We start from the raw sequence: 26,649 nt of genomic DNA, 5'->3' as shown, positions 1-26,649 counted from the left end.
CGTGTCCGTGATGGCGGCCGCCCGCCGCGACCAGCTACTCGGCAACCTTGACGCGGCCGTGACGGACTCGTGGTGACGTCGGCTCAGGACATCGCGGAGCGGGTCGCCGCGCTCCTGGGCTGGGCCGGCCACGTCCGTATCCTGCCGGGCGGGGACGGGACTGACGGGACCGAGCCTCGCATCGTGCACGACGCGGAGGCCTGGTGGCTCGCGATCTCCGTGGACATGGCCTCGGGAGCCGCCCTGGCACGCGCCGGCGATATCGACCTGGGCGGTACCCACCTCGCTCCCTACACCACCAGCATGCCCGCACCGGCCGAGGACACCGGCGCCGTGGTCCTGGCCCTCACCGCCGCCCGCGAGGACCTGGACGGCATGGGAAGGTACGGTCGCCAGGGCCTGTCCTTTGCCGGCACGGTCTGGCTCGTCTTCGACGGCGGCCTCACTCGTATCTCCCTGGAGTGCCGCCGCTGCCGGGCCCGCACCGGCCACTATTTGAGTACCGACCTCGACGTCGGCCTCGCGACCCTCAGGTGTGCGGGCGGCCACCTCACCCGGGATCACCGCGTGTCTGTCGACGGCGTTGTCGAGGCCATCGCCCGCCACGAAAGTCGCGTTCCCGGAGATCTCGACATGGTCGGCTTCAGCACGAGGTAGTCCTGACGCCGGTCGCGTCGTGAGGGCCCCAGCGGCCTTGCCGGTTCGGACCCGGTGTCCGATGACGGGCTGCACAGTGGCCATGCAGCCCGTCCGCGCTCAAGCACGCGAGGGCCGGTCACCTCACCAGCTGGTTGTACGGAGTCATGTGCAGGGCAGAAGCGTGAATGTCACACACCGCGCCAAAGTTTTTCGTCGGCAGCTTTTGACCGCTGCAGATTGCTGAGCGCACCCAACTGGCCTCGGCCAACACGCCGTTCCGCAAAGCCGGACTGTGCTGCACGGATCGAGGGCTGCAGCCCGCGGGACGGGCTGGTCGGGGAGCCGAAGGTGGAGCCAGTCGCTCCTGACGACGTGTGTACGGTCACGGGAATCTGTCCACAGGTAGATCGTTTTAGCGTCGTCGCTGAGCGCGGAGGTGCCCGCATCCGACGGCACCGTCGCGCCTCCGCACACCCAGCACGAAGGGCGTTGGACGGCCATGGCGCAGACGAAGTTCGACAAGCAGGTGGAGGAAACCGCCGAATCCCTGATGTTCGGCATCGGCCGCATGCTGGCCAGCCGGGACCTGGACGGGGTGAAACGCACCGACGCCACGTTCTGGCGCCCGGACACCCGCGTGTTGCCGAAGGTCGAGGGCCGTGTCCCGCGCCGCTCCTACAAGCCCGGGTGGCGGCGTATCGCAGCCCGCCTGTCGTGGCTCGGGGCGGCTACCGAGGGCGCCTACCTGATCGGCCGTCACCCCGACACCACCGTGTACAAGGCGCAGGGGCTGTGGGAGAACTGGGAGGCGACGCTCGCCGTGCTGGAGACGGGCGGGATCGGCACGGCCTCTGCCCTGGCCGTCGGTGGCCAGGCGTACGGACTGCTGACCCGCGAGCGCCGGGAGCTGATGCGCGAGTGGGGCGTCCCGCTGCACCAGGCGCTGCTGCAGGGTGCCGGAGTCGAGTGCGGCGACGAGGTGGATGTGGCCGACTGTGATGTCATCGAGTGGCATGGCGGCGGTCCGGAAATCTGGGTGAGCCGGTGAGGCCTGGCCGTGTTTCGAAGCTCGTCGCCCCAACAGGCCGCCGTGGAGCTCGGTCCAGGACCCGTTCATTCCTGGGGCGTCCCGGGGATTTCTGTCGGGCCGTGGCGGTCGAGGGCGTCTTCCAGTTCGGCCCGGATGTCTGCGGGCATCTGCCCCATGCGGCCCCAGATGAGGATCAGGTCCGCGACGTTGCGCAGTTTTATGTTCGTGTGCTGGGAGACCTCCTTCAGCACCTCCCACACCTGGTCCGGCGAGACCCGGCCCAGGACGACGACCATGCCGATCGCCTGGTCCGCGACCTGGTGCGAGGTGACCGCTTCCTTGAGCTGGTCGACCTCTTCCTCCAGCTCGAAGATGCGGTCTGCCTCCTCGCCGGACGGATCGGAATCCTGTGCCACCGGGCCATTCTCACCCTCAGCACAGCCGTGCACCATGGGACAGGCTGTTACCTACCGGACTGCCGTCATGCGTTCCCGGCCCCTGTATGGACGGGGTGCCCGGGTTTCGTGCGAGTCCGGGGTGCGGCGGTGACGGAGGCCTGCGACCGTGGGAGCAAGGAGGCAGATCCGGTGCGGGCCGGGACGGAGGCGGTCACCGTGGTGATGGCGGATCCGTCGCTCCTGCGGGAGCTGGTCGAGCGGTACGAAAGCCTCAGGCGGAGCCTGGCACAGGGCGGCGGTAGCGCGGAGACCGCCCGCAAGCTCGGGGATGCGACGTACACGCTGTGCGTCGTCACCGGCACTCGTCAACTGGACGCAGCGCTGTTCGTGGCCCGACGGCAGCTGGCCGACTCCCTGGCACGGCGGCAGCCTCTTCACCCGTCAGGATGAAGAGGCCGCGTTTGCCTGCCGGATCGAAGGGCAGGCGGGCTTTCGTGCTTCGGACCGGAGGCGCATGCCAGCGGAGGAAGGTCGAGGGCCGGCACTGACCGGCAGCCTCGGTGGCTCCTCTGCGGCAGACCCTGACAGCCACTGTTCGGGTCGGCCCCTGAAACGAACGCCGTCTTCGGGACCGCCCTGAAAACCCGTTCAGGAGCGAATCCGTATGCTGACCGACACGTCGACGCCCCGCCCCGCTACGCCCGGAAGCGGGCCTGCCGCCACCGCCTCACCCACCAGCCGACGCAGCCACGACGACGCCCCTGACACCGCCGATCTGTTCACCCTGCTCGTGGAAGTGGACGACGGCCCGGAGCGGGACGCGGTGCGCGGCGAACTCGTCGCCGCCTGGCTGCCCATGGCCCACCGGATCGCCGGACGCTTCCGTGACCGAGGGGAGTCCGTGGAGGACCTGCGTCAGGTGGCCGCCCTCGGGCTGGTGAAGGCCGTGGACCGGTTCGACCCGTCCCGAGGGGCTTTCGAGAGCTACGCCGTGCCGACCATCACCGGTGAGATAAGGCGGCACTTCCGCGACCGGATGTGGGCCCTGCGGGTCCCCCGCAGGGTGCAGGAACTACGCAACCGGGTGCGCATCTCTCGCCGGGAACTCGCCCAGCAGCCGGGCGTCACCGAGCCCACCGTCGCTGCCATCGCCGCGCACGCCGGCCTCACCGAGGAGGAGGTGAATGCGGGCCTGGAAGCGATGGAGAGCTTCAGCACCCTGTCGCTGGATGCCGAACTGTCCGCCGGTGACGAGGCCTACAGCCTCGCCGACACCCTCGGCGCCCCCGACGCCTCGTACGACCTCGTGGTGGACCGAGAGGCAGCCAAGGCCGGACTGCGCCGACTGCCCGAACGGGAGCGGGCCATCCTCTACATGCGCTTCTTCGAGGACGCGACGCAGAGCCGGATCGCCGACCGGTTCGGCATCTCCCAGATGCACGTCTCCCGCCTCATCAGCCGCAGCTGCGCCCGCATCCGCGCCGAAGCCCTGACGGAGAGGTCCGTCAGTCGCCTCGCGGCATGACACCAACTGCCCGCGCACCGGGGAGTGGTCCGGATGCTGATGTCGCCTCGCGGCTTCACATAAGGCCGAGGGCCGGGGCGTGTACCTTCCGTTCGAGTGATCGTTGCAACACCCCAGTTCCGGGGATGCGATGGACTTCGAGATTCGGACGGTGCGGAGCCCCTTGAAGAGCCCCGTGAAGCTCTCTGCTGCGCGAGCCGCATACCCAGCTCATGAAGCACGGCTTGAGCAACGACGAAGCGTGCCGGATCGTCGGGATGCACCCGAAGACTGGCAGGCGCTGGGGCAACGCATGCTGGGCATCCGGCCAGAACGAGGCGGGGCCACCGGCACGTCCGGTGGCCCCGCGCTCGGCGTCGTCGCGGTACGGTGCGAGGCCGAGCATGGCCGAGCAGGCCTCGAGTCATGCCGGCCGGCGGCAGGAGCCGGGAGTGGCGGCCTGAGCGCATGGGTGACTTTCGGTGCTGCCCCAGGACATCGTCATCCTGCGGGGCAGCGGGCTCGGTGGTTCCGGCAGCAGCCCGCACACGGCGGGTCAGGAGGCGTCCGCTCGCGCGAAGACGTATTCCTCCAGCACGATTCCGATGGCCACTGCCACGGGGATTGCCACGAGGGCGCCGATGATGCCCAGGAGGGCGCCGCCGACGAGCACGCCAACGACGGTGACGATCGGGTGGACGTCCACCGCGTACTTCATCGCTCTCGGCATGATCAAGTAGTCCTCGGCCAGACGGAAGGCGACGTAGAATCCGGCCGTCGCGCCCGCCACGGGGAGCGAGACGACCAGGGCGACCAAGCTGACGACGACGCCCCCGATGGTCGAGCCGACGATGGGGATGAGATCCATGAACGCGACGAAGATGCCCAGCGCCGCCGGGTAGGGCACGCCCAGGCCCCAGCACCAGGCCCAGGTGGCGAGTCCGGCGATCGCAGATGTGGCCACGTTGCCGAGCAGAAACCTGCCGGTGCGGATGAGGATTTCGTCAGTGATCGTGCGCACGCCCTCGCGCCTGCTCGCCGCGATGAAGCGGAAGCAGAACTGTTTGATCACCGGAAAGCCGACCATCAGGTAAAGGGTGACGACCACGACGACGACCAGCGAGGTCACGGCGCTCAGCACGATCCTGCCCGCGCCCAGCACTCCGCCGAGCACGCTCGTGGCACTGCCTGAAGTGAGCTTCTGCTTGACGGTGGCGACGATGTGGTAGTGGTCCTCCAGCTTGCCGAGCGTGGAGTTGTGGTCGTGCAGTTGTTGCAGCCAGCTGGGTACCGCTTTGACCAGTGCGTCCACTTCCTGGGTGACGGGAGGGACGATGAGCGCGACAAATCCCGCCAGGAACACGAGGAGGCCGAAGACGACGGCTGCCACCGCGACGCCGCGGCGCAGACGGTGCCGGGTCAGCCACGCCACGACCGGCTCCAGGCCGATCGCGACGAACAGGGCGAGCAGCATCAGCGTCAGCAACTGGCTGATCTGCAGAACGGTCTGTGCCGCCAGCCAGGCGACGGTCGCGCCCAGTCCCAGCCAGAAGCCGATCCGGAACCATGCTCCGCCACGCCGGGACATGCCCAGGTGACCGAACCGCGCGTCATCCGGGGTTACGGACTCGCTCGGTGACCGAGGGGCGCTGGACCTGGCGGACTCGCCGCCGGGTCCGTGTTCCTTCGAGCTCATGCGCAGCTCCCACGGCTTCATGGCTGTGACAATCTGAACACCACCGCGCGGCGTGGCGTCGTGACGGGCTCGTCAGTGGCGTTCCATGACGCGCAGAGTCTGCAGCGACGGGTCCGCCGCGTCTGTGATCAAAAAGCCGTGGGCCACGCCGCTGTGCAGAAAGTCGAGCACATCCTCCGTGATCACCTCGCCAGGCGCGACCACGGGCACGCCGGGCGGATAGGGGCTGATCATCTCGGCGGCGATCCTGCCGACCGCGCTGTCGGCGGACACCTGTTCGGTAGGGGCGAAGAAGGCCTCGCGGGGCAGAACGGCCTGCTCCAGTTCCAGTACGCCGGGCCCGGGCAGGTGCACCTGGGGCTGCCGCTCGATCGAATCGGCGCTCTCCACGAGAGTGCGCAAGGCCTCCACCAGGACCTTCTCGGTCTCCTCGTTGTCCGCGTGGGTGATGGAGGCGCTGATCCTGCAGGTGTCGGAGCCGCCCATGTCGACGTGGCAGTGGGTCCGCAGCCATTCGGTCGCCTGCATGCCGCTGACGCCGAGGTCCCGTACGTCGATGACGATCTTCATCGGGTCGAACTCGGCGGTCAGTCCCTCGTTGATCACCTCCCCGTCCATGACTCGCAAGCCGGGCAGCTCCTGCAGCACGCCTCGGATCCGTTTGGCGCGGTGCAGGGCGGTGTCCAGCAGGTCACGGCCATGCTCAACCATCTGACGCCGCCAACCGTCAAGGGCGCCGTAGACCAGGGAGGAGGCACTGGTGGTCCCGAGCAGGTCCTCTCGCTGCTTGAGCGCCTCGGGGGCCACACGGTCGTGCTGGAGGTGGAAGACCGAGCTCTGCTCGATGGCGCCGCCCATCTTGTGCACACTGGTGACGACCAGGTCCGCGTCGGCGTCCATGCCCCAGGTGGGCAGGTCTGGATGGAAGGGCAGGTGGGCGCCCCAGGCCTCGTCCACGATGAGCGGGACGTCGACGGCGTGGCAGGCGTCGGCCACTCCTCGGATGTCGGCGCAGGTACCCCAGTCGGTGGGGGTGATCAGCAGCATGCCCTTGGCGTCCGGGTGCTCGTGCAGCTGCTGCCGTACGTCGTCGGGCTCAGGCGGGTGTGCCAGGTGACGTGCGGTGTCGAACTTAGGATGCACCCAGATCGGCTCCACACCGTTGATGATCACGGCGGCAATGACCGCCTTGTGCGCGTTGCGGGACAGCAGCAGCTTCTCGCCGGGGCCGGCGACCGAGAGCATGGCGGTCTTCACGGACAGGGAGCTGCCGCAAGTCGAGAAGAAGGCATGCTCGGCACCGACGGCGTCCGCCATCAGGGCCTGTGCCTGCTCCAACAGCCCTTGTGATTGGCGGCGGTCGTCCAGCCCGTTGAGGGTCAGCACGTCGGAACGGAAGACGTCCAGGCCGAGCACCTCGGCGACCCGTGGATCGGTGCCGCGCCCCTGCTTGTGTCCCGGCGGCCCGAACACCACGTCACCGCGGCGTCGGAACTCCTGCAAGGCCTCCAGTACGGGTGCGCGAGAGTGATCCATGGCCTTCCTCCTGTGCTGGGCGGGGCCGTACTGACCGTGTTGCACTCGCTCCGCCTGTCAAACCCGGAAACGCGGGTGTGGGGTCCCGTGCGAGTGGAATACGCGGCGAGGTGGGAAGAGGGGCGGAGCTGAGGGGCATCGTGGTGCGGTACGAAGGGATCCGGCCGGCAGGAGGTGGCACGGCGCGCCGACGGAGGGAGCCCAGGAGCAGTACCCGGGTCGGGTTCCGGGGCCGGGGGATCAAGGCGCGCAGACGCGCCGCGGTCGGGCGGAGCACCGTTACGTTGTTGCCGGGTCCGGTCTCGTAGGCAGGGCTACGCAGGTGGCTCGGCAGTGCAGTGCTGTGGCAGCCGTCATCGTGTTGGATCTTGCCTGTCAGTCGATGGTCGGCCTTGTCGGATGGTCGGCCTTGTCAGGTGTCGGCGGCTCTGACGGGGGCAGTCGGGTACAGAGCCGCGACGGCTCCCGGATACGGGACGGTCCTGAGCGGCACGGACAGGAGGGTGGCACCGGGTGCGCACCGTCGGAGTGGAGGAGGAGCTGCTGCTGGTTGATCCGGACACCGGACAGCCGAAGGCATTGTCGGCCGCCGTCCTCGCCCATGCCGACCGGGACGATCCTGGACAGGATGTCTTCGAAAAAGAGCTGTACAGGCAGATGCTGGAGTTCGCCACGCATCCGCAGTCGAACATGGCGGACCTCGGGGCCGAGATCATGCGCTGCCGCAAGGAGGCGGCACGGCACGCCAGTGAGACCGGGTGCACGGTCGCGGCCCTCGCCACCTCCCCGCTACCGGTCAGCCCCTCGATCAGCGCGAACGAGCGCTATCAACGGATGGCCGAACAGTACGGGATCGCCACTCAGGAGCAACTGGTGTGCGGTTGCCATGTGCATGTGTCGGTGGAGTCCGACGAGGAGGGCGTCGCCGTGCTCGACCGGCTGCGTCCATGGCTCGCAGTGCTCAGTGCGCTGAGCACCAACTCACCGTTCTGGCAGGGCCGGGACACCGGCTACGCCAGCTACCGCAACCGCGTATGGGCACGCTGGCCGTCGGCTGGGCCGACGGAGCTGTTCCGCTCGGCCGAGCAATACCACCGGCGGGTGGCCGACATGGTGGCCACCGGGGTCATCCTGGACGAGGCAATGGTGTACTTCGATGCCCGTCTGTCCGCGCGCTACCCGACGGTGGAGATCCGCGTGGCCGACGTGTGCCTGCGCGCGGACACCGCCGTACTCCTTGCCTCGCTGGCCCGTGCTCTGGTCGAGACGGCCGCACGAGACTGGCGGGCGGGGCGCCCCCCGCTCGACCACAGTGTCAGCCTGTTCAAGCTCGCCGCCTGGCAGGCCGCCCGGTCCGGCCTGGACCACGACCTGCTCGACCCGACGACGATGCGGCCCAGGACCCCCGCCGACGTGCTGAGCAAACTGCTGGAGCACATCGGGGACGCGTTGACCGACAGCGGGGACGCGACCTGCGTCGAAGAGGCCGTGGGCAAGCTGCTGCGCCGCGGCAACGGAGCCCGCGAGCAGCGGCGACTACTGGAGCGTACCGGCAGCCTCCGCGACGTCGTCATCGAGTGCGTACAGCACACCCAGGGGTGAGCGACTCGGGCCAACAGGCGGCCACGGCAAGGGAGGATGATCGGGTGCTGCCTCGGGCGGTGATCCGGCCCGAGGTACGACTGGCTCTGATGCTCCGGGCTTGATCTGCGGGCCACTGCTCGAGGCGGCGCGTGCCACGGCCTTACCGCTCAGAGTCTGGCCCGCGCCTGCGCGGATGCGGTGTCGCGTTCGGTCGGGCCGGGCCCGGGCGGTCGGCTCCGGGGCGGATGCGGTCGTACTCGTGACGGTCGGCCAGGGCTGCGGCTGCCCGGCGCGCTCGGCCGGCCAGTCCCGCCTGCAGGAGCTGATTCGGTGCGGCCGTGCCGAATGGGAAGGCCGCATGTCACACAGCTGCCTTCGACACACAACAATCACAGCGTCTCAGGGCGAGGATTCCCCCTGCCGGCAACGACGGCGCCGTACGGCCGGAGTTTCTCTGGCCTGCCGCATGCGGTGACCGGCCCCTCGAGGGAACCCGGGGCCCCGAACGGACCTCCAGCCGTGGCTGTGTGCTCGCTTCACCCCGAGAGTGGGAGCGATCACTCTAGGAAAGGACAGTAGATGCCTGCGGGATCGAGCCCCAAGCGGGAGCGGCAGTACGAGCACATCAAGAAGAGCGCCCAAGACCGTGGCGAGTCGCCCAAGCGGGCCAAGGAGATCGCTGCCCGGTCGGTCAACAAGGAGCGCGCCAGGTCGGGCGAGTCGCAGTCCGCCGGCAAGGCCTCCACCCGGGATCCCAAGTCCGCGTCGCAGCGCGGTGGGCAGCGCTCGCACAGCGGCGCCAAAGGGCCCACCAGGGACCAGCTGTACGAAGAAGCGAAGAAACGCCATATCCAGGGCCGCTCCTCGATGACCAAGCGGCAGCTGGAGAACGCCCTCGGCCGCTGAGGGACGGTTCCCGGGCAGGCGGCGCCGATATGCGTCGGCCGCGGTGGAGTGCGCGCACGGCCGCGCACCGTCCATCGAGGGGAATCCATGTGGGCTGGGCGATGGCCCAGCCTGGAAACAACACCGAGCGAAAGGTGGACCGCGAACTTGGTCGCGTCCGCGTAGTCGGGCGAGACCACCACGACCTTCTGCCCTCGGTAGCGGGCCTCGGTCATCCAGTGCGCGTCCGGGGTGCGGGTCACCGGGACGTTGGAGCCCCACAGCATCAGATACGCGGCGTCCCACCAGTCCCCGGACTCGGGCACGTCCGTCTGGTCGCCGAAGATCTGCGGCGAGGCGACGGGAAGGTCGGCGTACCAGTCGTAGAACGACAGCATCGGCGCCCCGATCAGGACATGAACCGGGCGCCGACCGCGTGCGAGGCCATCGACATCGCCGGGATCGGGGAGAACCCGGCGACCCGGTCGGGCCCGTGGACGGCGATGGTGTGGACGTGCGCGGCGGCCGCGATCTCCAGCGCCTCCTGCCAACCCACCCGCACCAGGCCGCCCTTGCCGCGCGCCGACTGGTAGCGCCGCCGCTTCACCGGATCGGAGGTGACCTCCGCCCACGCGGCCACGGGATCGCCGAGCCGGGCGCGGGCCTCGCGGTACAACTCCAGCAGCACGCCGCGCACATGGGGGTACCGCACGCGGGTGGGGGAGTAGGTGTACCAGGAGAACGAGGCGCCGCGCGGGCAGCCCCGCGGCTCGTACTCGGGCCGGTCGGGTCCCGTCGAGGGATAGTCCGTCTCCTGGGTCTCCCAGGTGATCAGGCCGTCCTTGACGTAGACCTTCCACGAGCACGAGCCGGTGCAGTTCACCCCGTGCGTCGAGCGCACGATTTTGTCGTGCGCCCAACGCTCCCGGGAGGGCGCGTCGTTGACGCCCTGATCGGTGCGGAAGACGGCTCTGCCGTCCGGGGTGGCCGCAGTATCCCGCCGGCCCGCAGAAGCTGCTCGGCGGCGAGAGCCGCCACCCGTTCCGCTTCCCGCCGGGCACTGCGCCGTCCCACCGTGCTCACTCCTTCCGAAGCCGGATGTTCCGCTTCCTTCAGCGCGAGTCAGTGTTGCGCTGCGGAATCGTTTGACTATGCAGGGTTGATGCGGATTGGATGGGACCTTTTCTTGCCCTTTGCAATAGTTGCCTCGCCCATCTTCATTCGTGGCCGAGTTTCGGCTGGTGGCGGGCTTCCAGCCGATGGTCCGACGTCAGCTGGTGGCCGCTGCAGGGGCCGGGTCGCGGCGCCGGGTGCGCAGGGTCAGGACCCGCTCGGCGTGGTGCTCCTCGTGCAGGTCGATGCGGCGCGCGGCCAGCAGATGGCGCAGGCTGACGATGCCCTCCAGGCGGGGCTCCGGCTCGCGGGTGACCACCAGCAGCCGGGTGACCTCGCGTTCGGCCATGCGGTTGGCGAGCGTGCGCAGGGTCTCGTCGGGGTGCGCGGTGACCGCGGGCCGGGCCAGCTCGCCGAGCGGGGTGGCGTCGGCCGGGTCGGCGTGGACGAGCGTGCCGCGCGTGACGACTCCGGCGAGAGCGCCGTCCGCGTCCAGGACCGGGTACAGCCGCTGCGCGAGCAGCCCCTCGGGGTCGCCCGCCTCGTGCGCGGCGCGCAGTTCGGCGGTGACCTCGCCGGCGGCGCGGCCGGCGGCGAACGTGACGCCGACGGGCGTCTCCAACTGCCGTACGAGATGTACCTCCAGCGGGTCCACGGAGTACTCGCGGGTGAGGTGCATGCCGCGCCGGGCGAGCTTCTCGGTGAGCACCGAGCGCTTCAGCAGCACCACCGACAGCAGATAGGCGGCCGACGCGGTGATCACCATCGGGATCAGGGCGTTGACCTCGTGGGTGAGCTCCAGGCAGAAGACGATGCCGGTGAGCGGGGAGCGCATGACACCGCCGAGCACACCCGCCAGCGACACCAGGGCCCAGAAGCCGGGGCTGACGTGCGGGAAGACCAGGGCCTCGGCCGCGCCGAGCGCGCCGCCCACCATGAACATGGGCGCGAGAACACCGCCGGAGGTGCCCGAGCCCAGCGACAGTCCCCAGATCAGGGTCTTCACGACCAGGATGCCGACGATCAGCCCGGTCGTGGCGTGCCCGGTCAGCAGCGCGCCGATGACGTCGTACCCCACACCCAGCGCACGCGGCTCGACGAGCCCGCCGAGGCCGATGATCACACCACCGATCGCGGGCCACCACATCCAGTGGACGCGCAGCCTGGCGAACAGGTCCTCGGAGAGGTACACGAGGGCGGTGGCGCCCAGCGCGAGCAGTCCGGCCGCGGCGCCCGCGACGACACACAGCCCGTACGCGGACAGGTCGATGTGGTCCGGCACGTGCGCGCCGGCGAAGAGGGGCTTGGTGCCGAGCAGCGGACCGCGAACCAGGGTGGCGGTCACGGCGGCGACGGCGACGGGCAGGTAGGAGCGCGGCCGCCATTCGAAGAGCAGCAGCTCGACCGCGAGCAGGATGGAGGCGAGCGGCGCGTTGAAGGTCGCGGCCATGCCGGCGGCGGAACCGGCCACCAGCAGGGCCTTGCGCTCGTCCGTGGTGACCTTGAGGAACTGGGCCAGCAGCGAGCCGACGGCACCGCCGCTGGACGGCGCCGATCTTTCTCCAGGCATCAAGGCCCGGCCAGGTACAGGCGTTCGCCTAGCACCGACGAGCACCAACATCCGTGCTGTGGAGGTGGCCACGAGGACGCCGAACCGTGCTCGATCTATCAGAGAGCATCAAGGCTTGGTCGGGCACAGGCATCAGCTCGGCGTCCACGGAGCCACCACTACTAATCCCGGATTAGGCCAGGTTGGTGATGAGCGCGATCAGCTTCAGCAGCCCCGTCGCCACGAGCGCGGCGACGACGCCTATGGGTATGGCGAGCGCCGAGATGAACACGACGCGCGGGGGTACGTGGAAGTCGCCCAGGTGCGGGATCTTCAGGGCGGGTCGGTGGCGGGCGGGGGCGGGGCAGAGGTGGGCATGGTGGCTCCGGGTCGCGTATGGCTGTGGCTACGGCGGCAGGGGCGGCGCGCGGGCGACGCTGCCCGCGCGAAAGAACGTGGTGAGTGAGGGTGGTTGGTGAGCGCTGAGTGGTGAGCGGTGTGAGGTGTCGTCGGCTCGTCACCGGGGTCGGGGCGCGGCTGCCCCGGTGCGGGCGGGTGAGGGACGGATCGTGGACAGCATCAGAGGAACGAGGAGCCATGGCCCAGCAGGACGCCGGCCCACGGCGGACCCCGGAACCGGGGCCGCGCGGGCGGGCTGCGGAGCGGGGAAACCCGGAGCGGACGCCGGAGCACGGGAGTCCGGGGCGGGACCCGGTGCCGGGGGCCGCGGGGCAGGCCCGGGGGCGGGGCCGGGGCCCGCTGGGTCTGTCGGAGGAGGCACTGGACCGGGAGGCGGAGGAGGTCACCGTCGCCGTGATGGCGGCCTCGCGGCTGATCGTCGCCCTCTCCGCCCGCGCCCTCGCCTCCGTCGACGTTGCGCTGACCCTTCCTCAACTGCGCTCCCTGGTCGCCCTGCACACCTGCGGCCCGATCAAGCTGGCCGCCATGGCCGCGACCCTGGGCGTCACCCCGTCCACCGCACTGCGCATGGCCGAACGCCTGGAGGGCCTCGGTCTGACCGACCGGCGGGTCAACCCGGACAACCGCCGCGAGGTCGTGCTCCGGCTGACCGGTGCCGGTGAGGATCTGGTGGAGCGCGTTCTCCGCCACCGCCGCGCGGAGATCCGGGCCCTGGTCGAGCGCCTGCCCGCACCCCAGCGCGCCGGCCTGGTCCCGGCCCTCACCGCGCTGGCGACGGCGGCCGGCGGCCTCGACCCGGCCTCGCCCCGACCGACGAGGCGGGCCGCCTGGCAGGCGTGCTCGACGATCCCCTGAACCCGGCGCCGTAGCCACATCCCGCGGCCGGCGGCTGGGGCGGCCCCGGATCGGCGACTGCGGTGGGCCTGGGCCGGCGCCTTGGGCGGGCGGGGACACGGGCCGCCGTACCCGTCGGCCCCAGCACCCGGCAGGGGTGCGCGCCGCGCCGCAGCCCGCACTTCGAGGCCGCAGACGCCGACCCCGGCGGCGAGGTTCACCACCGAGGCCGGGATGAACTACACGCTGACCTTCAAGGACGCGGCGCCCACCGACAACGACCTGCTGCCCGAGCCGGTGTCACCGAGGCCATCGCCGCGGTGATCCTCAACCACCCCGGCTTCGTCACCGCGGACGCGGACTCGCCGCGCGAGGACACCATCACCATCCAGACCCGCAACCAGGTGCGCCACCTCCTGGTCCTGGACATCGACCGCGACAACGCCATCGCCCCGCAAGACCTGTCCACCCCGGCCTTCGACGTCGCCCTCGCCGCCGACAGGCTGCTCGCCAGCGACCCGAGCGACTCTGAGCGCGCCACAACCGAACTCCTCAACTACGTGGCCGCCAACTGGGACAAGCAGGACCTGCCACTGCGCGAGCACGCCCAGGCCGTCGCCCGCACCCTGCGCACCCGGTAGGAGGGGATCCGTCCATGCCTGCATCCACGGCCACCCGGCGCGCGTACCGTGAGGGGATGACCCGCCGGGAGGACCAGATGAGCGCGCAGCCCGACCACGCCCCCGTCACGCCGTACGCCCCCGCGCCCGGGGCGCCGGCCGAACTCCTCGCCCAGCTGCGCGCCGACCGGCGCGCCGACACCTGGGTGCCGGCCTTCGAGCGGGAGTGGGTGGCCGCGCTCGACGAATCACGGCGCACGTTCTCCCTCGGCGGGCTGTACGAGGTCGTCCAGGACTGGCAGGGCCGCCTCGCCTCCGCCCCGGCGGTCGACGCGTTCGTCGCCTCCGGCTACGACGACAGCGAGTTCATCGACATGGCGCAGCTCCGCGGGCGGCGCCGGTGACCGAACAGCAGCCGTACGCGGTCCGCTTCTCCGCCCCGGCCGCGAAGTCCCTCGACACCCTGCCCGAGCACGTCGAAGACATGGTGTGGGACGTCCTGGACGCCGCCGCCGCCGACCCGTGGGGCTTTCGGCAGTGGAACGCGGAGGACCCCGAGGGCGAGGACGTCCGCCACGCCTCCGTCGGCCAGCTCTCCCTCACCTACTGGGTGAACCGGCCACTTCGCCGCCTCTCCGTTCTCACCATCACCTGGCTCGGACAGTCACCGGTACAGGCGCCCTGACCCCGGCATCGCAACTGCCGGGGTCACGGCGTTTCCGATCGTAGCCACGGCCGTATCCACCGGTTGCCACCCGGGCGGCAACCGGTAGTCACCAGCTGCCGCGGGGCCGTTCGGCACCGAGCTGGACCTCACGCCGGCACTCCGGGCACTTGATCGCTGACATGGTGGAGGGTCTGCCGGCAACGCGTCCGCCGTCTCGCATACCCGGCGGATCGCCTGCCGGGCTGATGCCGCCCCCGGTGAGGGTCGATCGGTCGCTCATGGCCGCACGCGGCTGGCCCGCGACGAACGACCAGACCGACCCGCAGTCTCTCTTACGGACCGTCATGGACGAAGGGAACCCAGAGTGTCGGGTCCGTAGGGTGCCGGGCACGGAGTTCGCCGACGGCGTGGTGCAGGGCCCTGGCGACATCGGCGGAGGTCGGGCCGTCCGAACCGTCGAGACGGCGGTAGAAGGCGGCGGCCACTTGGGGCGCGGCCTGGTCACTGATGGACCACAGGGTCGCCACGACGTGCCGGAATCCCGCGATGCGCAGTGCGGCGGCGGTGTGCACGGCTTCGTCCGGGAGCTGCCCTGCGCCCAGACGGGTCTGGCAGGCGGACAGGAACGCGAGGTCGGCCGTGTCGAGTCGCAAGTCCGCGATGTCGAGGAGGTTGAGGTCACCGTCCCGCAGGCACAGGCCCGAGCCGGCCGGCGACGTCATGTCGAGCCAGCCGTGGCAGGCGAAGTGTGCCCAGGCATGCGCGGGCAGTTGCCTCCGCACTGCCGCCGACGTCGCCTCGTCCTCGGCGAGAATCGTCAGCCTGTGGCGGCCGAGGATCTCGTCCAGTGCCCGGAGTTCCTTCGCCACCCCGGGCAGCACGGCGTGCCCTCGCTCGGTGTCGGTCAGCGCGACGGCCAGCAGCGTGGGATCGACGGGAGCGGCCCGCCGTCGGGCGTCGACGAGGGCGGACAGTGTGGTGGTGTACGAGGACACGGCGGCGTACGGCAGGCCGACCGGTTCGGTGGGGTCGGCGGCGGCGCGCGGGTAGCGGCCGGCGGCGTGCAGCGGCAGAACGGTGAGGGACGCCGTGGGGCACCACCACAACCGGGGCGGGTCCGTCGACTCGGTCGGCCAGGCCAGCCGGTCGAGGACCGGCCGGGCGATGCGGTCCCACAGCCACTCCAGGGTGTCGTGCACGGTGTGCCGGGCGTCTTCACGTACCAGGAAGGTCGCGCCCGGCTCCGCCGCAGCCGCCAGGGCGCGCAGGTAGGTGTTGGCGACCGCGTCGATGCCCGGTACGTCCACGCCGGGCAGTTTCACGACGTCGGTCTTTCCGTCCGGCAGCACGAGGATCGCGGCGCAGCGAATGGTGCTGATGTTGACGATGGCGACGGGTCCCTCCGCCGCGGCCGGAGCGAGTTCGTCGAACGCAGGCGGACCGAGGAATCCAGCGAACTCTTCCGACCCCCTTACCTCACGCACGAGTTGCTGCCACCGTCGAGCCAGCCGCAGACGTTCTTCCCCGTCCAGCCGGTCGTCCTCGTTGAGCGTTGCGCGGACCTGTTCCAGTTCGGCGGCGCGAGCGGGGTCGTGAGCGGCGAGAGCGGCAAGGTCCCCGCGCAGGTGCAGGGTCGACGTCCACAGCACCGACCGTCCCTGTTCGAGCAGTTCCACCGCCAGCTCGGGCTGCCCGTTGTCGATCGCCAGGGCCGCTGCCTCGCGGGGCATCGCCTTGCCGTCCTGGATGCTCCGTACCTGGTCGTCCCGGTCCAGGCCCGCCCAGCCGAACTCGCGTAGCAGCGTGACCGCCGCACGGGCCGCCACCAGCGCGTCGGCACGGTCCCCGGCCTCCATCGCGACCCCGGCCCAGCAGCGCGCGGCGAACAGCCGGTCCTGGACGGAGGAGCCGTCCGCTTCCGCCGCCGCCCGGAGAGCGGCCACCGCCTCCCGACGGTCCGATGCGTCCTCGCCACGATGGAAACGGTCGAGCAGCGCCACGGCCTGGCCGGTCTTCACCTCGGCGTAGACGTAGTCCGTCTCGGCGCACGCTTCGGCGGCCGTCGTGAAGGCGGCCAGCATCTCGCCCTCGTGGACGACGACGCCGTGCTCGTCGGCCCCCATCAGCAGCTTGCCCAGCACCCGGTTCGCGTCGACGGCCGCTCTGCCGCCGGTCACCAGGGCAGCCGCCTGCCGTGCCACCTCAACAGCCTCGCTCCGCCGCCCGGCGTCCGCGAGCGCCTGGGCCAGCCGTGCCGCGACGAACGGCCGCTCCACATGGGCCAGCGGCAGGGCGTCCAGAGCGCGACGGGCCGCTGCCACGCCGGCCTGGCCGTGCGTGACGGCGGCCTCCTGCACTCGCCTGTGCGGGTGACCCGCCGACGCGCGCCGCAACGCCTCCTTCAGGTACTCCTCGGCTGCCTCGGCGTCCCGTTCGTCGGCGGCCCGTCCGGTCAGGTCGGCCCGCGCGCGCAACGCCGCCATGAGCGTGGTCGCCGCCTCGGAGGAGTGCTGGGCGTCGCCCGCCGCTGTCGCCGCGCGCAGCACCTCGATCGCGGAGTTCAGGTCGTCCAGCGAGCCGAGCCGCGTGCCGCGGGCGATCAGTGCGGCTGCCAGGTTGTTCCGTGACACCACGTCGGAATCGGCGGCGGCACGTCCGACCGCGTCCCAGCCCAGGTCGACGGCCTCGTCCAAGAGCGGGGCCTCGTCCGTGTGCCGGGCGAGGGACGTCAGCGCCCCGCAGAGGCTGGACTCCAGCGCCGCCCGGTCCCCCAGAGCACCGCCGGACTGTGTCAGGGCCGGTCGGCCGGTCCCTTCCACGGCGGTGCGGAGCGAGTCCGCGTCCCCGGTGGCCTCGTACCGCGCGCGTTCCAGGGCGATCAGGAGCTGCGTGGCCTTGAGGCGTGCGCAGTGACCGCCCGGCAGGACGTCCAGTGCTTCGTGGGCGACGCCGAGCGCCTCGGTGAGGTCCGCGGGCCGCCCTCGCTGGTCGTACCGGTCTCGCAGCACGTCACGCAGGGAGGCCAGCATGAGGGTACGGGCGGGGAGGCCGGGCGGCGCCGACCGCACGCTCTCCCGGTTGAGGGCGACTGACCGGTCCAGCAGGTCGAGGTCTCCGGTGGCCGTGAACTCCCGGTACGCGCGGGCCGCCGCCGCGTAGAGCGCCACCGGCTCGGTGCTCGGCTGCCAGACGACGAAGGGATCGCCCGGCTCGCCTGCGGTGTGGAGAAGCCGGTAGATCAGGTCGGCCGCCTCCGGATGCCCGGAAGCATGCGCACGGGAGAACCAGTAGAACGCCTCCGCGTACTGCTCCCTCCCCACCGCGCGCACGCCCCTCCGGTAGAAGTCGTCGTACGCGTCCTCGTCGACCGGCATGGCCCCCCTTGCCAGGATAAATAGTTCGATACGACCCCAGCGTAGGACGCCGCTGACTACAGTGACGCCATGTCCGAAGAACCCGCACTCGACTACCTGTTGACCACCGATTTCAAGTGGACCCGACGTGCTTTCGAGCTTCTCCAGGCGAGCCAGCTCACCGTCGACCCGTACGAAGCGGGCGGCGCGCCCTGCTTCGTGGTCTCCGGCCCATGCCCCCGTTGCGAACACCACATGACGGACCGTCAAGTGACCACCGCTCTCGCCGGCCTGGCCGGGCCCGATCGCGGCGTGGAAGGCAGGCCGTCGACCGAAGTGCTCCTGGACGTGACCTGCGGCTGCGTCGGCGAGCACGGCAACGCCCCGGAGGGGGCGGTCGGTTGCGGGGCCAGCTTCCGGATCGCAGTGGTCACCGAATGAGCCTGAGCTTCCGCCTGCCCAACGAGCCTCCCACCGCGGCCGACCTAGCGGAGCGCGACCGGTTCCAGGCGATGGTGCGTGAGTCCCTGCCGAGTGTGCGGGCCAGCGCGGAGGCATGGCGCAACGGCCTGGCGGCCTTTGTCACCCTGATCGGCTCCGCCGTCGTGATCAAGGGCCGGACCACCACGGCTGACCTCTCCGTACCGTGGCGGCTGGCCGTCACCGTGCTGATCGGCGGTGGTCTCGCCCTCGCCGTGACGGGCCTGTGGCACGCCCTGGCCGCTCAGTCCGGCACCAGACCACTGGCGGTCACGCTCGCCGACATCCAGCGCGAGTACGGCTCGATGGACGCCTTCGAACTCGCCCTCGCGATCCGGGCCGCGCGCCGGCTGACGCTCGCCCGCCGTGCCGTCGCGTTGGCGCTGGCCTGCCTGTTCATCGGGACGGCCCTCACCTGGTGGGCACCCGGAGCGTAGCCGGTGAACCCTCGGGTGACGTACGGCCCAAACACTCCTGCGGCAGCCTGCCGAGGATCTCCGTGGATGGACAGGACAAGCCGCTGGAGATCCCGCTCGCCCCGTCACCGGCATGACGATCACCGCCGACCGCAATTCACCCGGCCACCAGGTCGCGGCCGACGAGGTTCGGGCGCGCAGGCTGCTGGACGGCGAGGTCCATGCCATGCGTGAACCGGCGATCTCCGGCAGGGTGCGCTCGCCGAAGCCGAACTTCACACCGCCCGGGCTGCCCCGTCGTGCGCCCGTGCCCCCAGGCGCTGTGGGCCAGCCGCTGGTCGATCTCGACGTCGGCGAACGGCATCTCCTCGTCCACCGGATCTAGCCCGGCGGCGTCCGGGATGCGATGGACGGCGCACGGTCCTTCACCGAGTTCCAGCGACGGACCGGCATCGCCCGCAACATCCTCACGGACCGCCTGCGCAAGCTCACCGCCCACGGAGTCCTGGCCCAGCAGACCGCGCCCACGGGCCGCCGCCTGCAGTACGTCCTCACCGACGTCGGCCGCGACCTCTTCCCCGTCCTGCTCACCCTCCGCCAGTGGGGCGAGCGCCACGCCTTCGAGCCCGGCGAGGCGCACTCCACCCTGGTCGACCGGCACGGCGCCCGGGTGCCGGACGTCAGGCCGACCGGCGCCGACGGTGCCCTCCTGGATGCCGACACCACTCACGTGCAGAAGACCGGCGGCGAAGGCCTATGTGATCGCTGCCGCGCTGGACGCGGGCGGGCCGGCCGCGCTGGTGCCGGGCAAGCCCGGCCCGAAGGGGCCGCGCAAGCTCACCGAGGAGGTCATGGAGTTCGTCGAACAGCTGCGACACGACAACGCCGGTCTGCGGTCGGCCCAGCTGGCGGAGGCGGTCCAGGCCCAGTTCGGGATCACGGTTCATCCGCGGTCGGTGGAGAAGGCCTTGGCCAGGCGCCGCGAGCCGCGCACTGCGGAGGAAGCCCATCACGGCTGATGAGGCAATGTCCCAGGTGGACGGGGCTGAGGTGGCCCGACGGTATGAGGATCTGCGGGCCGCGGTCCTCGGCGGCCCCGATGGGGGATCGCGGCAAGGCTGGGCGGTGCTGGCCCGCTCCGGCATGGCCGCCTGGATCAAGGCGGTCGCCCGAATTCCCGTGCCGTCACGGCACGTTCGTGACCGACCGCCCGCGCCGGTCGCGGTGGCGGTGGCGGGCGAGCTGGTGGAGGTACTGGCGTCCATGGCCTGGATGGCGGCCGGAGGCTGTCGCAGCGGGTGACCGAGGCGAGATGGTGAGGAGGACGCGGTGAGCATCGACCAGAGTGGAAAGGTCACGGCAGAGCATCTTCGGCGAGGGGCGTATCTGTATGTGCGCCAGTCCTCGCTCAAGCAGGTCGTCAACAACAGCGAGTCCACGCAGCGGCAATACGCCCTGCGCGGCAGGGCCATCGCACTGGGCTGGGAAGACTCCCAGATCACCGTGATCGACTCCGACCAGGGCCGCTCCGGGGCCTCGAGTGCGGGCCGGGACGGCTTCCAGCACCTGGTCGCCGAGGTCTCCATGGGACACGCCGGGATCGTCCTCGGACTCGAGGTGTCCCGCCTGGCCAGGAACAACACCGACTGGCACCGGCTGCTGGAGATCTGCGCGCTCTCCGGGAGCCCGGTTGCGGGGTGGGCAGCTGGCCAAGGCCCGCCGCGGCGAGCTCAAGCAGGGCCTTCCGGTCGGCTATGTCCACGACTATGGCGACCGTATCGTCAAGGACCCCGATGCTGCGGTGCGGGCCGCCATCACACACGTCCTGGCCGTCTTCGCGGCCACCGGTTCGGCCCGCCAGGTAGTCAAGTCCTTCGCCGCCGAACACCTCGTCTTCCCCTCCCGCATCCGCAGCGGCCCCCGCAAGGGCGAGCTGATCTGGGGACCCCTCAAGCACTGGCAGGTCCTCAACGTGCTCCACAACCCGCTGTATGCAGGGGCGTTCTGCTACGGACGGCGCAAAGTCGAACGCAGCACGGACGGCAAGACCCACATCCGGCTTCTGCCCCGCGAGCAGTGGGACACCCTCATCCAAGACCATCACGAGAGCTATGTGACCTTCGCCCGGTGGGAGACGAACCAGCAGGCCCTCGCCGCCCAGGCCGCCTCCCGCGGCCTGGAACGGACCGCGACTGCGCCGAGGGAAGGGCCCGCACTGCTGCAGGGCCTGGTCATCTGCGGCCGCTGCGGCAGGCGCATGACCATCGCTTATCACCAGCGGCAAGGCCGCGAAGTCTCCGATTACCGGTGCATGACCCACGCCATCCAAAACGGCGGCACGGTCTGCCAGCGCATCCCCGGCCCCAGCATCGAACAAGCCGTCGCCACCCTCCTGTTGGACGAGCTGACCCCGCTCGCCGTCGAGGCCGCCCTGCAGGTCACCGACCACCTCGCCACCCAGGCCGCCGAGGCCGACCGGCTCCGCTCCACCCACCTCCAACGCGCCCAGCACCGCGCCGACCTGGCCAAACGGCGCTATCTCGCAGTCGACCCGGACAACCGTCTGGTCGCCGACAGCCTGGAAGCGGACTGGAACGCGGCCCTGCGCGAAGTCTCTGCGGCCCGCAAGGACATCGAACGCGCCCGCAGCGAAGCCGAACCCGTCAACGAGGCCCTGCGGGAGAGGCTGGCCCACCTCGCCGGCGACGTGCACCGACTCTGGCACGATCCGGCCACGCCGATGCGGGAACGCAAACGCATCGCCCGCCTGCTCATCACCGACGTCACCCTCACCAAGGCCGAACGGATCACCGCCCAGGTTGCGGCTGTCCGGCGGCCGGCACCACACCCTCGACCTGCCCTTCCCGCTCGGCGGCGGGAAGCTGTGGCAGACCCCGGGCAGCGTCGTCGCCGCGATCGACACCCTCCTCGAGGACCACACCGACGCGGAGATCGCCGACATCCTCAACCAGCGCGGCCTGACCAGCGGCAAGAACCTGCCCTTCCACCGGCTCCTGGTCCGCGACATCCGCCAGGACTACCAGCTCACCAGCCGCTTCGACCGGCTCCGGGACCGTGGCCTGCTGACCGCCCACGAACTCGCCGAACTCCTCGGCGTCAGCGTCCCCACTATCTGGAAGTGGCACCGGGCCGGACTGCTCGAGGGCGAGAAGTACAACGACAAGAACGCCTGCCTCTACCCATACCCGGGACCCAACCCGCCCCGTGTCCAGCAAGGCGTCCGCCTCGACCGCCGCCGACCAGCAACAACGACCCCAAAGCGAACCCGATAGCAGAAGAGGTGCAGTATGACGACAAGGGCTTGTCCCAGCATTGCCCAGTTCGGCCGACCGACAGACGGACACCGAAGTCCATTGCCGGCGCGGCGAATTCACGACTGGTGTACTGGGCGAGTTCTAGTGCTGGATTCCTCTTTCGGTGGGTATAGCTGCTGGTAGCGGGGCGGTTTCGGGTACTCGGGGGCGGGTGCTGGGGCATGGTGCTGAGGGCACGGCCGGGCCGTGACGAGGACGAGCGAGTGGTGGTCCATCGCCTGGCGTCGGCCAGAGAGGCGCCGAGGGATGTGGTGGAGCGGTGCCGGATGGTGGAGCTGAGCTGGGACGGGTGGCTGGTCCCGCAGATCGCCGACGAGCTGGGGTGTGGTCAGAAGACAGTGCGCCGCTGGCTGCACCGCTTCAACCGCTTGGGGCTGGAGGGCCTGGAGGATCTGGGCGGTCAGGGCCGCAAACGAAGGATCACCGAAGCAGAACGCTCGAAGATTGTCGGCCTGGTCAAGCAGACCCCGCCCGGCCGACTCGAGGTGCAGCCGTCGAACGAGATGTGGGCCGCCAACGAGTCAGGGCCCTCGGAGTGGACCTTGGACACGCTGGCCGCCGCGGCCCGAGACCTGGGCATCGAGGTCAGCCGCTCCCAGGTGCGCCGGATCCTGCGCGCCGAAGGGGTCCGCTGGCGGCGCACACGATCCTGGACGCGCTCGAAGGATCCGGACTTCGAGGGAAAAGGACGCGGATCGTCGAGCTCTACATCAGCCCGCCCGCCGGCGCGACGGTGGTCTGCGCCGACGAACTCGGCCCGGTGATCCCCCGCGCTTTCCCGCCGGCACCGGGCTGGTCGCCGGACGGGCACCGCATCAAGAACGAGATCGACTACACCCGCGGGCCGGAGAAGACCTGGGTCTACGGCGCCTTACGCGTCCGCGACGGTCAGGCGATCACGATGACCGCCACCTCCCGCAACAGCACCTTCTACCAGCAGTTTCTCCAGCTGGTCGAGGACGCCAACCCCGCCGGGGACATCTACGTGATCACGGACAACCTGTCCTCGCACAACAGTGTGTCCACCCGCACCTGGCTCGAGGACCACCCACGCATCAAGCACGTCTTCATCCCGGTCGGCGCCTGCTGGCCCAACCTCCAAGAAGGCTGGTGGCGCATCTTCCGCAAGACTGCCCTGGCCGGACGCTCCTTCGGCGACCCAGGCCACATCACCCACGCCACCAACGTCGCCACCGACCAGCTCAACTCCCGCGCCCGACCCTGGATCTGGGGCAGACCCGCACCACCCACCAGGCGCCTACGCCGCCGCTATGTGTACTTCCTTTGAGGAATCCAGCACTAGTAACTGTGTGGTCGTCAGTTGCGCGGAGGGCTGGGCGACGCGCTGATCTGCTTGGCGTAGGTCTGGGTGTACTTCGGGATCAGCGCCTCGATCCGGTTGACGTAGTTCTGCGTCTCGGGGATCTGTGGGATGCCCTGGGCCTTGAGGACCGGGCGGGAACCCGCGTTGTAGGCGGCGAGCGCGAGCTGGGTGGGGTCGCCGGGGATGCCCTTGACCTCCTTGAGCAGATGGCACATGTAGGCGGCCTGGGCCGGGATGGCGTCGGCTGGGTTCCACACGTCGGCCTTGCCGTCGCCGGTGTAGTCCTTGCCCCACTCCGCCCAGGTCGACGGGGAGAACTGCGCGATGCCCTGGGCTTTGCCAGAGTCCGCCTGCGGGTTCCAGTGGCTCTCCGCGTCGAGTTGCGCGGCCAGCATCGGAACGCTCAGCTCCGGGCAGGTCTTGGTGGCCGACTGAACGGTCGCCAGATACTGAGTGGGGATAGTGGGCAGTGCGGGCGGCCGGGTCAGCCACCAGACGGCGCCGAGGAAGGCGGCGACGAGTACGGCTCCGAGGGCCAGGCCCACCAGACACCCTCGGCGGCCGGAGCGCCTGGGTGTTATCTCCGTCTGAGAAGCGCGGTACTCCGTGGCGGGCGACGACACCCCCCAGGAGGGGCGTGCGGGCTGACCTTGCCGCCATCCCTGGCCGCTGTCCGTCACGCCGGCTTGGTGGTCTTGCATGTGCCCAGTCCGTCCAGTCGTCCATCCGGTGCCGATGACGGGTGGGACGCATTGGGCTCCACGTCAGTTGCAAGATCACGCAATCGAGCGAGCGTCTGTGGGCTTTGCCACATGGAGGAACCGGCCTCCGCCGCCCACGAGCAGGGCGTGGCGCAGAACGAGCTGGGCCTTGGTGATCACGATGCGGTAGAACGGAATCCTTGAGTGACCGTGGACGTCACATTCCGCAGGGGAGATGCGTGTGGGGATGCCGCCGGACCTGAAGGTCATCGCCGAGGGGATGATCAAGGCCTCGATGGGCATGGTGACGACCGTCATGCCCGGCGCCCGAGACACCACCATCGCGCATGTAGTGCCGCGTGCCGACATCAACCCGGGAGAAGTGCATTACTGAGCTCTTCGGATTGAGCGACTCTGTCGGGAATCTTGAGGACGGCAGTTAACGATCGTGACGTTGCGTCAGGCTCGTTGGGACGTCCCGCCATCGTTCCCCAGGAGCCCGATGTGTCCCTCCAACCTCACTCCGGAGCCGAGATCCCGCCGCTGACCGCCCGGGTTGCCCGCGCGGCCAACCCCAAGGGCACCACCGCGATGTGGATCCGCGACCGCCTCGATGGCCTCTGGAGTGACGAGGACTTCACCGCCTGGTACCCGCGTGACGGCCGCCCTGGGCTCTCACCCGCCCAACTCGCCACCGTCTGCGTGCTGCAGTACGCGATGAACCTCTCCGACCGCCAGGCAGCCGAGGCGGTGCGCTGCCGAATCGACTTCAAGTACGCCCTCGGACTGGACCTGGAGGATCCCGGCTTCCACCACAGCGTCCTGTCCGACTTCCGCGACCGGCTCGCCGAAGGCGACCGCGCCGACCGGCTACTGGGCCTCGCATTCACCCGGATCCGACGGGCCGGCCTGCTCAAGGGGCGCGTCACGCAGCGCACCGACTCCACCCACGTCCTGTCCGCCGCACGGGAGTTGACCCGCCTGGAGCTGGTGACCGAGGCGGTCCGCGCCGTGCTGGAAGAGGTGGCCCGCGACGCGCCAGAGGTGCTGGATGAGCTGGTCACCGCCGAATGGGCCCAACGCTACGGCCGGCCGGTTCGCCTGTGCTCCCAGCCCAGCCACCCCGTCGCCCGTCTGGAGCAGGTGGGCAACGACGCCCGCGAACTGCTGCAACGCCTTGACGCCCGGTTCCCCGGCGGCGCTCCGGCGCAGGCGAAGGTGCTCCGAACGATCCTGGTGCAGCACTTCCTGGTGGATGCCAAGGGGCGGTTTAGGCCGCGCACGAAGCGCGACGGCCGGCCGCCCTCCCGGATTCAGATCGAGTCGCCGTATGAGGCCGAGGCACGCTGGACGCGCCGCGGCGACACCCGCTGGACCGGCTACCTCGTGCACGTGACCGAGACCTGCGACGACAAGCGGATCAACGTCATCACCGACGTGGCCACCGCCGTCTCCAGTGCGGACAGCCAGGCGCTGCCCGGCATCCACGCCCGCCTCAGGAGGCTGCGCCTGCTGCCGGACCGGCACCTGGTCGACGGCGGCTACACCTCCGTGGCCGGCATGGACGCCGCCGCCCGCCTGCACCGCGTCACTCTGATCGGGCCGCTTCCGCCCAGCACCACCCCGCAGCACCGGGCCAACGACGGATTCGGCCGGGAGAACTTCATCATCGACTTCGACCAGCGGGAGGTAACCTGCCCCAACGGGCAGGTCAGCGGCAACTGGCAGGACCTGCCGGTGGCCGAGCCGACCAAGGTCACAGTCCGGTTCGACGCCCGCCAGTGCGGCCGCTGTCCCGAGCGGGCCAAGTGCACTCCAGGCCCGTTTCGCAGCCTGTACTTTCCCACCCGCCGCCTGCACGAACTCCAAACCAAGAACCGCGCCGACCAGCAGGATGCGGACTGGCGCCGACTCTACGGGCGACGCTCGGGGGCCGAGGGCACCATCGAGGAGTTCGCTGATGGCCACCGCGGACGCCGGTGTCGCTACCGCGGCCTGGCCAAGACGCACGTCCAGCACGTCCTGACCGCACTCGCGATCAACGTCGAGTGGCTGAGCCTTCAAGAACCCGTCCACGGCTCGTACCGACCCCGCCCTCCCACGGCATTCCAGCAATACCTCGACGCACGCGACTTACCCCGGCCGCTGTGGTGGCGCCAAGGGAAGTGACGCCCGTCCTCAAGATTCCCGACAGAGTCACTCAATGGTTCGACCCGGGCGAGGTGACCCTGGCTTCGATGCCGACCCTTCGAGGGAAGTTCATCAGTTGCGCAATAATGAAAGCATCATCTGAACGGAGCCAGGGGGAGGGCCGGACCATGCGAGGCACGTCCGCTGCAGAGCGCCTGCTGGAAGAACTGGCGCAGGGATACCCGCCGCCTCCCCCGGACGCCCAGGTCCAGCTCACCTACCGGCCAGTGGCCATGAACGAGCAGGCCGGATGGCCGCGGCCGGGCACCGTCACCGCCTGGTGGACAACCCGGACGGCGCCACCCTGTACCGCCTGCGCCTGTCCGGCGCCCCGACGCCGCGCTGGGTCGTCTACGACCCCGACCGGATCGCTCT

The 26,649-nt window shown here is 70.3% G+C and carries 25 protein-coding genes and 4 pseudogenes; 22 read left to right on the top strand and 7 right to left on the bottom strand.

Annotation, left to right across the window (positions count from 1 at the left end; translation table 11 throughout):
- Positions 1-72 precede the first annotated feature (72 nt).
- Both GQF42_RS00395 and GQF42_RS00390 read left to right on the top strand, forming a co-directional pair.
- A complete protein-coding gene (locus GQF42_RS00395; protein ID WP_158916673.1) occupies positions 73-657 on the top strand; it encodes a hypothetical protein in 585 nt (194 codons plus the stop codon).
- A 481-nt stretch (positions 658-1,138) separates the two neighbouring features.
- Complete coding sequence (locus GQF42_RS00390; RefSeq protein ID WP_158916671.1) at positions 1,139-1,687, top strand: hypothetical protein; 549 nt, start codon at positions 1,139-1,141, stop codon at positions 1,685-1,687.
- A 65-nt stretch (positions 1,688-1,752) separates the two neighbouring features.
- Here GQF42_RS00390 and GQF42_RS00385 read toward each other — a convergent pair whose 3' ends face one another.
- Positions 1,753-2,085, bottom strand: coding sequence for an ANTAR domain-containing protein (locus GQF42_RS00385; protein ID WP_233273141.1), 333 nt, complete (start codon positions 2,083-2,085; stop codon positions 1,753-1,755).
- Between the two features lie 171 nt (positions 2,086-2,256).
- On the opposite strand from GQF42_RS00385, the gene GQF42_RS00380 reads away from it, so the two are divergent.
- Both GQF42_RS00380 and GQF42_RS00375 read left to right on the top strand, forming a co-directional pair.
- Positions 2,257-2,517, top strand: a complete 261-nt coding sequence (locus GQF42_RS00380) for a DUF5133 domain-containing protein (RefSeq protein ID WP_233273140.1) — start codon at positions 2,257-2,259, stop codon at positions 2,515-2,517.
- A 214-nt stretch (positions 2,518-2,731) separates the two neighbouring features.
- Entirely contained in the window at positions 2,732-3,592 is an 861-nt protein-coding gene (locus GQF42_RS00375) for a SigB/SigF/SigG family RNA polymerase sigma factor (protein WP_158916667.1), read from the top strand.
- Positions 3,593-4,127: 535 nt separating this feature from the next.
- Here GQF42_RS00375 and GQF42_RS00370 read toward each other — a convergent pair.
- Together GQF42_RS00370 and GQF42_RS00365 are read right to left on the bottom strand one after the other, a co-directional pair.
- On the bottom strand, positions 4,128-5,267 hold the full coding sequence (locus GQF42_RS00370) for an AI-2E family transporter (protein ID WP_233273139.1): 1,140 nt from the start codon (positions 5,265-5,267) through the stop codon (positions 4,128-4,130).
- A 72-nt stretch (positions 5,268-5,339) separates the two neighbouring features.
- A complete protein-coding gene (locus tag GQF42_RS00365) occupies positions 5,340-6,803 on the bottom strand; it encodes an aminotransferase class I/II-fold pyridoxal phosphate-dependent enzyme (RefSeq protein WP_158916665.1) in 1,464 nt (487 codons plus the stop codon).
- A 513-nt stretch (positions 6,804-7,316) separates the two neighbouring features.
- Here GQF42_RS00365 and GQF42_RS00360 point away from each other — a divergent pair.
- Together GQF42_RS00360 and GQF42_RS00355 are read left to right on the top strand one after the other, a co-directional pair.
- The gene (locus GQF42_RS00360; protein ID WP_158916664.1) at positions 7,317-8,405 is read left to right on the top strand and encodes a glutamate--cysteine ligase 2; all 1,089 of its coding nucleotides are present in this window, start codon (positions 7,317-7,319) and stop codon (positions 8,403-8,405) included.
- Positions 8,406-8,966: 561 nt separating this feature from the next.
- Positions 8,967-9,293: a plasmid stabilization protein gene (locus GQF42_RS00355; protein ID WP_158929608.1), complete on the top strand. Its 327-nt coding sequence runs from the start codon at positions 8,967-8,969 to the stop codon at positions 9,291-9,293.
- 140 nt (positions 9,294-9,433) lie between these two features.
- On the opposite strand, the pseudogene GQF42_RS00350 reads toward GQF42_RS00355, so the two are convergent.
- Together GQF42_RS00350 and GQF42_RS00345 are read right to left on the bottom strand one after the other, a co-directional pair.
- Positions 9,434-10,275, bottom strand: a pseudogene (locus GQF42_RS00350) (molybdopterin-dependent oxidoreductase); the annotation flags it as partial.
- A 267-nt stretch (positions 10,276-10,542) separates the two neighbouring features.
- The gene (locus GQF42_RS00345) at positions 10,543-11,955 is read right to left on the bottom strand and encodes a chloride channel protein (protein ID WP_233273138.1); all 1,413 of its coding nucleotides are present in this window, start codon (positions 11,953-11,955) and stop codon (positions 10,543-10,545) included.
- A 576-nt stretch (positions 11,956-12,531) separates the two neighbouring features.
- Here GQF42_RS00345 and GQF42_RS00340 point away from each other — a divergent pair.
- From GQF42_RS00340 to GQF42_RS00325, 4 genes are all read left to right on the top strand, one after another.
- On the top strand, positions 12,532-13,209 hold the full coding sequence (locus GQF42_RS00340) for a MarR family winged helix-turn-helix transcriptional regulator (RefSeq protein WP_199272522.1): 678 nt from the start codon (positions 12,532-12,534) through the stop codon (positions 13,207-13,209).
- A 299-nt stretch (positions 13,210-13,508) separates the two neighbouring features.
- Positions 13,509-13,829 carry a hypothetical protein gene (locus GQF42_RS00335; protein ID WP_158916663.1) on the top strand — a complete coding sequence of 107 codons (321 nt, stop codon included), beginning with the start codon at positions 13,509-13,511 and terminating at the stop codon, positions 13,827-13,829.
- 77 nt (positions 13,830-13,906) lie between these two features.
- Positions 13,907-14,212, top strand: coding sequence for a DUF6247 family protein (locus tag GQF42_RS00330; protein WP_158929606.1), 306 nt, complete (start codon positions 13,907-13,909; stop codon positions 14,210-14,212).
- The gene (locus GQF42_RS00325; protein WP_158916662.1) at positions 14,209-14,493 is read left to right on the top strand and encodes a hypothetical protein; all 285 of its coding nucleotides are present in this window, start codon (positions 14,209-14,211) and stop codon (positions 14,491-14,493) included. The genes GQF42_RS00330 and GQF42_RS00325 overlap by 4 nt, the downstream gene beginning before the upstream one ends.
- Before the next feature lie 314 nt (positions 14,494-14,807).
- Here the strand turns inward: GQF42_RS00325 and GQF42_RS00320 are convergent, their stop codons facing one another.
- Positions 14,808-17,849 carry a CHAT domain-containing protein gene (locus tag GQF42_RS00320; protein WP_158916661.1) on the bottom strand — a complete coding sequence of 1,014 codons (3,042 nt, stop codon included), beginning with the start codon at positions 17,847-17,849 and terminating at the stop codon, positions 14,808-14,810.
- A 69-nt stretch (positions 17,850-17,918) separates the two neighbouring features.
- On the opposite strand from GQF42_RS00320, the gene GQF42_RS00315 reads away from it, so the two are divergent.
- The 10 genes and pseudogenes from GQF42_RS00315 to GQF42_RS00280 all read left to right on the top strand — a co-directional run bounded on the left by GQF42_RS00315 (position 17,919) and on the right by GQF42_RS00280 (position 23,347).
- The gene (locus GQF42_RS00315; protein ID WP_158916660.1) at positions 17,919-18,269 is read left to right on the top strand and encodes a hypothetical protein; all 351 of its coding nucleotides are present in this window, start codon (positions 17,919-17,921) and stop codon (positions 18,267-18,269) included.
- Positions 18,266-18,745 (top strand): hypothetical protein, encoded by a 480-nt coding sequence (locus GQF42_RS00310; protein ID WP_158916659.1) that lies wholly within the window; start codon positions 18,266-18,268, stop codon positions 18,743-18,745. Before GQF42_RS00315 ends, GQF42_RS00310 begins: the two co-directional genes overlap by 4 nt.
- 373 nt (positions 18,746-19,118) lie before the next feature.
- Positions 19,119-19,466: pseudogene (locus GQF42_RS00305) on the top strand (winged helix-turn-helix transcriptional regulator); the annotation flags it as partial.
- 16 nt (positions 19,467-19,482) lie between these two features.
- Positions 19,483-19,743, top strand: coding sequence for a helix-turn-helix domain-containing protein (locus GQF42_RS00300; RefSeq protein ID WP_199273165.1), 261 nt, complete (start codon positions 19,483-19,485; stop codon positions 19,741-19,743).
- A gap of 31 nt (positions 19,744-19,774) precedes the next feature.
- Entirely contained in the window at positions 19,775-20,026 is a 252-nt protein-coding gene (locus tag GQF42_RS00295; RefSeq protein ID WP_158916658.1) for a hypothetical protein, read from the top strand.
- Positions 20,027-20,053: 27 nt separating this feature from the next.
- A pseudogene (locus GQF42_RS44645) lies at positions 20,054-20,347 on the top strand (recombinase family protein); the annotation flags it as partial.
- Positions 20,265-21,056 (top strand): annotated as a pseudogene (locus tag GQF42_RS45320) (recombinase family protein); the annotation flags it as partial. The pseudogenes GQF42_RS44645 and GQF42_RS45320, both read left to right, overlap by 83 nt.
- Before the next feature lie 487 nt (positions 21,057-21,543).
- Entirely contained in the window at positions 21,544-22,017 is a 474-nt protein-coding gene (locus tag GQF42_RS45315; RefSeq protein ID WP_233273857.1) for a hypothetical protein, read from the top strand.
- A gap of 203 nt (positions 22,018-22,220) precedes the next feature.
- Positions 22,221-22,823, top strand: a complete 603-nt coding sequence (locus GQF42_RS00285; protein WP_158916656.1) for a helix-turn-helix domain-containing protein — start codon at positions 22,221-22,223, stop codon at positions 22,821-22,823.
- Entirely contained in the window at positions 22,820-23,347 is a 528-nt protein-coding gene (locus GQF42_RS00280; RefSeq protein WP_158916654.1) for a transposase, read from the top strand. Before GQF42_RS00285 ends, GQF42_RS00280 begins: the two co-directional genes overlap by 4 nt.
- Before the next feature lie 29 nt (positions 23,348-23,376).
- Here GQF42_RS00280 and GQF42_RS00275 read toward each other — a convergent pair whose 3' ends face one another.
- Positions 23,377-23,928 (bottom strand): lytic transglycosylase domain-containing protein, encoded by a 552-nt coding sequence (locus tag GQF42_RS00275; protein WP_233273137.1) that lies wholly within the window; start codon positions 23,926-23,928, stop codon positions 23,377-23,379.
- A gap of 397 nt (positions 23,929-24,325) precedes the next feature.
- Here GQF42_RS00275 and GQF42_RS00270 point away from each other — a divergent pair, with 397 nt between their 5' ends.
- Complete coding sequence (locus GQF42_RS00270) at positions 24,326-24,478, top strand: hypothetical protein (RefSeq protein ID WP_158916650.1); 153 nt, start codon at positions 24,326-24,328, stop codon at positions 24,476-24,478.
- A gap of 110 nt (positions 24,479-24,588) precedes the next feature.
- The gene (locus tag GQF42_RS00265) at positions 24,589-26,253 is read left to right on the top strand and encodes an IS1182 family transposase (protein WP_199272519.1); all 1,665 of its coding nucleotides are present in this window, start codon (positions 24,589-24,591) and stop codon (positions 26,251-26,253) included.
- Positions 26,254-26,649: the final 396 nt, after the last annotated feature.

This window comes from Streptomyces broussonetiae (assembly GCF_009796285.1).
Classification (GTDB): domain Bacteria; phylum Actinomycetota; class Actinomycetes; order Streptomycetales; family Streptomycetaceae; genus Streptomyces; species Streptomyces broussonetiae.
Note: the sequence above shows the minus strand (reverse complement) of the source record. Positions and strands in the feature narration are given on the sequence as shown.